This is a genomic window from Micromonospora mangrovicola, assembly GCF_047200535.1.
Classification (GTDB): Bacteria; Actinomycetota; Actinomycetes; order Mycobacteriales; family Micromonosporaceae; genus Micromonospora.
Genome location: NZ_JBJZOG010000185.1, coordinates 1 through 5996, shown reverse-complemented (window position 1 = coordinate 5996; position 5996 = coordinate 1). Strand labels below are relative to the sequence as shown.

6 protein-coding genes are annotated in these 5996 nt (G+C 71.3%); 4 read left to right on the top strand and 2 right to left on the bottom strand.

The genetic code is table 11. From position 1 onward, the window contains the following. Nucleotides 1–24: 24 nt before the first annotated feature. Together proC and ACL02O_RS33425 are read left to right on the top strand one after the other, a co-directional pair. A complete protein-coding gene (gene proC, locus ACL02O_RS33430; protein ID WP_412822182.1) occupies nucleotides 25–843 on the top strand; it encodes a pyrroline-5-carboxylate reductase in 819 nt (272 codons plus the stop codon). 166 nt (nucleotides 844–1009) lie between these two features. Further along, on the top strand, nucleotides 1010–1360 hold the full coding sequence (locus tag ACL02O_RS33425) for a DUF2203 domain-containing protein (protein WP_412822181.1): 351 nt from the start codon (nucleotides 1010–1012) through the stop codon (nucleotides 1358–1360). 450 nt (nucleotides 1361–1810) lie between these two features. On the opposite strand, the gene ACL02O_RS33420 is transcribed toward ACL02O_RS33425, so the two are convergent. Then, complete coding sequence (locus tag ACL02O_RS33420; RefSeq protein ID WP_412822180.1) at nucleotides 1811–2497, bottom strand: NADPH-dependent F420 reductase; 687 nt, start codon at nucleotides 2495–2497, stop codon at nucleotides 1811–1813. Nucleotides 2498–2739: 242 nt separating this feature from the next. Between ACL02O_RS33420 and ACL02O_RS33415 the strand changes: the two genes are divergently transcribed. Beyond that, the gene (locus ACL02O_RS33415) at nucleotides 2740–3543 is read left to right on the top strand and encodes an SGNH/GDSL hydrolase family protein (RefSeq protein WP_412822179.1); all 804 of its coding nucleotides are present in this window, start codon (nucleotides 2740–2742) and stop codon (nucleotides 3541–3543) included. A gap of 67 nt (nucleotides 3544–3610) precedes the next feature. Here the strand turns inward: ACL02O_RS33415 and ACL02O_RS33410 are convergent, their stop codons facing one another. Continuing rightward, complete coding sequence (locus tag ACL02O_RS33410) at nucleotides 3611–4099, bottom strand: glutathione peroxidase (protein WP_412822178.1); 489 nt, start codon at nucleotides 4097–4099, stop codon at nucleotides 3611–3613. Between the two features lie 145 nt (nucleotides 4100–4244). Between ACL02O_RS33410 and ACL02O_RS33405 the strand changes: the two genes are divergently transcribed. Then, nucleotides 4245–5888 (top strand): glycosyl hydrolase family 18 protein, encoded by a 1644-nt coding sequence (locus tag ACL02O_RS33405; protein WP_412822177.1) that lies wholly within the window; start codon nucleotides 4245–4247, stop codon nucleotides 5886–5888. Nucleotides 5889–5996 lie beyond the last annotated feature (108 nt).

The following is a 5996-nucleotide window of genomic DNA, read 5'->3' as shown; positions in this document are numbered from 1 at the left end:
GCGAGGCGAGAGGGGTACGGCGTCATGGCATCCGAAGTGCACACGGTCGCGGTGATCGGCGCGGGCAAGATCGGCGAACTGATGCTCTCCGGGCTGCTCCGCTCCGGCTGGCCGGTGGAGCGGCTGCTCGCCACCGCCCGGCGACCCGCCCGCGCCCAGGAACTGACCGACCGGTACGGGGTGCGGGTCGTGGACAACCTCACCGCGGTGGACGAGGCGGAGGTGCTCGCCGTCTCGGTCAAGCCGCAGGACGCGGCCGCGCTGCTGGATGAGATCGGCCCCAAGGTGCCGGCCGACAAGCTGGTCATCTCGCTCTGCGCCGGCCTGCCCACCAGCTTCTTCAACCGGCGGCTGCCCGAGGGCACCCCGGTGGTCCGGGTGATGACCAACACCCCGGCGCTGGTGGACGAGGCGATGAGCGCCATCTCGGCCGGCGCGCACGCGACGGGCGCGCACCTGGCCCTGGCCGAGGAGATGTTCAAGCCGCTCGGCGCCACCATCCGGGTGCCCGAGTCGCAGCAGGACGCGGTGACCGCCCTCTCCGGCTCCGGTCCCGCCTACTTCTATCTGCTGGTCGAGGCCATGATCGACGCCGGCATTCTGCTCGGGCTGCCGCGCCAGGTGGCGCACGAGCTGATCGTGCAGACCGCCATCGGCTCGGCGGTGATGCTGCGCGACTCCGGCGAGCACCCGGTGAAGCTCCGCGAGGCGGTCACCTCGCCCGCAGGCACCACCATCTCCGCCATCCGCGAGCTGGAGAACCACGGCGTCCGCGCGGCCCTGCTGGCGGCGCTGGAGGCGGCCCGGGACCGGGCCCGCGAGCTGGCCGCCCAGGCCGACTGACTGCCGCGCCTTGGTTCATCCCGATGGCAGCGACGCGGGGCCGTCCGAGGCCGGCTGACAACCCACCACGACGAACCGGGGTGACCCCCCGGTTCCTCGGCGGGCGCGGGGGTGCGGACGGCCGCCGGGCCGACGCACGGCCCCGATCGTGCCCCATACTGGCGCGGTGTTCACTCTCGCCCAGGCCCGTCACCTGGTGGCCACCCTGCGACCCCGCGTCGACGAGCTGATCCGGCTCCGGGCCGACCTGGCCGAGCTGCGCGCCGACCTGGCCGACCACGGGGTCAGTGTGCTCGGCGGGCGGGCCGAGCTGAAGTCCCTGGAGGCACGGCTGCACGCTGTGCTGGAGGAGCTGCACCAGCACGACATCCAGGTCAAGGGCATTGCCCCGGTGCTGCTGGACTTCCCCGGCGAGCGGGACGGCCGGGCCGTGCTCTGGTGCTGGCTGGAGGGGGACGACGAGGTGCGCTGGTACCACCGCGCGGAGTGCGGCTTCGCCGGCCGCCGCCCGGTCTGACCGGCCGCGGCTGCTCGCCGCCGGCCGGGCGCGGTGGCACCCGTCCCCAGGCCAGGTACGGCGGTTCATGATCGACGCACGTCGGGCGACCGCTGAGGACGCCGCGGAGCTGGTCCGGCTGCGCGGGCTGATGTTCGCCGGAATGGCCGGCGTGGACCCGGCGCCGGGTCCGTTGCAGGACGTGGTCCGGGACAACCTGCGGGAATGGCTGGCCGAGCCGGAGCCGTGGCTGGCGGCATTCGTGGTCCACGCGCCGGACGGCGGGCCGGCCGCTCTACCGCTCGCTCGGCTTCCGGGAGACCGCCGACCCGGCGATGCGGCTCATCCGTCCGCCCGAGCCACCACCGCAGCCGGCTTGATCCACTCGGCATGGCGTGAACTGGGGTGTCCGCTGCCCGCGACACCTCGACCTGCCGCAACCCGGGTCGATCAGCAGTCTGGGCCAGCTGGTCAGCCGTCGGCGTACCGGCGGGCGGCAGCCAGGGCGGCGCGCAGCGTCGCCGCGTCCACCGGCGCCGGCCGCTCCCAGTCGGCCGGGTCGGCCGCGTAGAGGGTGGCGTACGCGCTGGTGTCGCGCTGGAACCGCCACCCCTCGGCGAGCGGGCCGACGTCGACGGCGTCGTAGCCGACCGAGTCGAGGAAAGCGTTGACGGTGTCCTTGGCCGTGGCGTCGTCGCCGGCGATGGGCAGGGCGCTACGGTCCGCCGCGCCGGCCGGTCGGGCCAGCGCGAGCAGGTGCTTGAAGTAGATGTTGTTGAAGCCCTTGACCACCCGCGCCTGGCGCAGGTGCCGCTGGAGCAGCTCGCTGGTCGTGGTCGACTCGTCGTCCAGCTCCGGGAACCGGCCGTCCCGCTCCGGGTAGTAGTTGTTGGTGTCGATGACCACCTTGCCGGCCAGCGGTGCGGCGGGCACCTCCCGGTAGGCCCGCAGCGGAATGGTGACCACCACCAGGTCACCGGCTGCCGCCGCCTCCGCCGGGCTGGCCGCCCGCGCCCGCGGGCCGAGCTCGTCGACCAGTTCCTGGAGCGTCTCCGGGCCGCGTGAGTTGCTGAGCACCACGTCGTGGCCGGCACCCACCGCGAGCCGGGCCACGGTACCGCCGATGTTGCCGCTGCCGATCAGTCCCACAGTCGTCATGTCCGGTGCCAACCCGTCCACGGTGGCCGGCATTCCCGACCGCGTCGGTGGGTTGTCCGCCGCCCGGATGGTCGACAACGGACAGCGCTGGCGGAAACCTTCACAGCCAGGTCACAGGATGGCAATGTTTTGTAGCTATTCGGGCCTATCGGCATCCTGTGCGAAATTGATGATCTTCCCTGACTGTCTGATCTATTGATATCTATCTCCCACCACCACTTCCCCACCCCCAGGAGTGCGACGTGCGGAGATCTCGTCTTGCCACCCTCGCCCTGACGCTGGCCTCGTCCCTCGGCATCATGCTGGCCCTGCCCACCGCCGCCCAGGCCGCCGCCACCGACCGGTACGTCGCGCTCGGCGACTCGTACGCCTCCGGCGTCGGCGCCGACAGCTACACCGCGGAGAGCGGGTCGTGCCTGCGGAGCACCAACGCCTACCCCGCGCTCTACAACACCAACGTCCAGCCGGCCTCGTACAGGTCGGTGGCCTGTTCGGGTGCGACCACCGCCGACGTCATCAACAGTCAGCTCTCCGCGCTCTCCTCGACCACCACCCTGGTCAGCATCACCATCGGCGGCAACGACGTCGGCTTCTCCAGCATCATGACCACCTGCGTGCTGCAGGGTGAGACCCAGTGCGTGGCCGCCGTGCAGGCCGCCGAGGACAAGGCCCGCACCGAACTGCCCGGCAAGCTGGCCAACGTCTACAACGGCATCAAGGGTCGGTCGCCCTCGGCCCGCGTGGTGGTCGTCGGCTACCCGGTCTTCTACCAGCTCGGCACGCTCTGTGTCGGGCTCAGCGCCACCTCCCGGGCCAAGATCAACGAGGGCATCAATCTGCTCGACGACATCACGAAGACCGCCGCCACCTCCGCCGGCTTCAAGTTCGCCGACGTGCGCTCGATCTTCGTGGGGCACCAGCTGTGCAGCTACGGCGAGAAGTGGCTGCACGCGTTGAACTACCTCAACCTGACCGTCTCGTACCACCCGACGGCGGCCGGCCAGTCCGGCGGCTACTACCCGGTCTTCAAGTCCGCCGCGGGCTGAACCACCGCGAACGGCCGCGCCCACCCCTGGCGGATGGGCGCGGCCGTTGCTTCCGGGTGCGCGCCGGTCAGGCCGGCAGCACCTTCTCGATCGCGGCCCGCAGCTCGGGGGAGTCCGGGGTCACCTGCGGGGCGAACCGGGCCGCCACGGTGCCGTCCGGCGCGACGAGGAACTTCTCGAAGTTCCACCGGACGTCGCCGGTGTGCCCCTCGGCGTCCGGGGTGGACACCAGCTCCGCGTAGAGCGGGTGCCGGTCGGGGCCGTTGACGTCGACCTTCTCCGTCAGCGGGAAGGTCACGCCATAGTTGACCTGGCAGAACTCCTCGATCTCGGCGGCCGTGCCGGGCTCCTGCCCGGCGAACTGGTTGCACGGCACCCCGAGCACGGTCAGCCCACGGTCGGCGTAGGAGTCGGCGAGGGCCTGCAGGGCGGCGTACTGCGGGGTCAGCCCGCACCGGGAGGCCACGTTGACCACCAGCAGGGCGCGGCCCCGGTACCGCGCGAGGTCGGCCGGGCCGCCGGAGAGGGCGTCGATCGCCACGTCGAAAACGCTCATGTGCCGAGGCTACGCGCGTGCCGGCGCGGCCCCGGCTCGGGCGGCGAGGGATCGAGACATCTACATCTTGACTAACTGATGACGGCCTGAGTAGCGTCTCAACATTCAATAAGGAAAGTTTCCTAACTGTTTGGGGAGACGCCGTATGAAGAGATCGCTCCGCCGGGCCCTCTGGGCCACCGGCGCCGTGGTAGCGCTGGTGGCCGCGGCCATGCCACTGGCGACGGCCTCCGCGGCCGGCAGCGTGACCGCCACCTTCACCAAGGTGCAGGACTGGGGCACCGGCCACGAGGGCAAGGTGACCGTCACCAACGGCACCAGCACCAGCGTGGACACCTGGCGCATCGAGTTCGACCTGCCCGCCGGCACGAGCATCAGCACCTTCTGGGACGCCGACGTCACCAGCAGCGGCAACCACTACGTCGCCGCCAAGAAGAGCTGGGCCGGCCCGCTCGCCCCGGGCGCCAGCTTCAGCTGGGGTTACAACGGCACCGGGCCGTACCAGGGGCCGCTGAACTGCACGATCAACGGCGCGTCCTGCTCCGGCGGGGGCACCCCCACCACCAGCGCCCCGTCCCCGACCACCTCGCCGACCGCGTCCCCGACCCCCTCGCCCACGGTGTCGCCGACCCCCTCGCCCACCACGCCGCCGCCCACCACCCCGCCGCCCTCGGGCGGAAAGAAGGTCGTCGGCTACTTCGCCGAGTGGGGCGTCTACGCCCGCAACTACCACGTGAAGAACATCCACACCAGCGGATCCGCGGCCAAGCTCACCCACATCCTGTACGCGTTCGGCAACACCAGCGGCGGCCGGTGCAGCATCGGGGACAGCTACGCCGACTACGACAAGGCGTACACCGCGGCGGACAGCGTGGACGGCGTGGCCGACACCTGGGACCAGCCGCTGCGCGGCAGCTTCAACCAACTCCGCAAGCTCAAGAAGATGTACCCGAACCTGAAGGTGCTCTGGTCCTTCGGCGGCTGGACCTGGTCGGGCGGCTTCACCCAGGCCGCGCAGAACCCGGCCGCGTTCGCCGACTCGTGCTACGCGCTGGTCAAGGACCCGCGCTGGGCGGACGTCTTCGACGGCATCGACATCGACTGGGAGTACCCGAACGCCTGCGGCCTGCAGTGCGACAGCAGCGGCCCGAACGCTTTCAAGAACGTGATCAGCGCGCTGCGCAGCAAGTTCGGCTCCAGCTTCCTGGTCACCGCGGCGATCACCGCCGACGGCAGCAACGGCGGCAAGATCGACGCGACCGACTACGCCGGCGCCGCGCCGAACCTGAACTGGCTCATGCCGATGACGTACGACTACTACGGCGCCTTCAACGCGCAGGGCCCGACCGCGCCGCACTCGCCGCTCTACTCGTACTCGGGCATCCCGCAGCAGGGCTTCTGGTCCGACGCGGCGATCCAGAAGCTCAAGTCCAAGGGCATCCCGTCCGACAAGCTGCTGCTCGGCATCGGCTTCTACGGCCGGGGCTGGACGGGGGTCACCCAGAGCGCCCCGGGCGGCACCGCCACCGGCCCGGCGCCCGGCACCTACGAGCAGGGCATCGAGGACTACAAGGTGCTCAAGAACACCTGCCCGGCGACCGGCACCGTCGGCGGCACCGCGTACGCCAAGTGCGGCTCGAACTGGTGGGGCTACGACACCCCGGCCACCATCGGCGGCAAGATGACCTACGCGAAGAACCAGGGCCTCGGTGGCGCGTTCTTCTGGGAGCTCTCCGGCGACACCAGCAACGGTGAGCTGATCAGCGCCATCAAGGGCGGTCTCGGCTGAGCCGAGGGCCGACGCACCACCCACCCGGCGGGGGGGGGGGGGGACAGGCCCCCCCCCCCCCCCCCCCTCCCCCTTCCGGCGCCCCCCGTCCCCTCTCCCCTGAACACA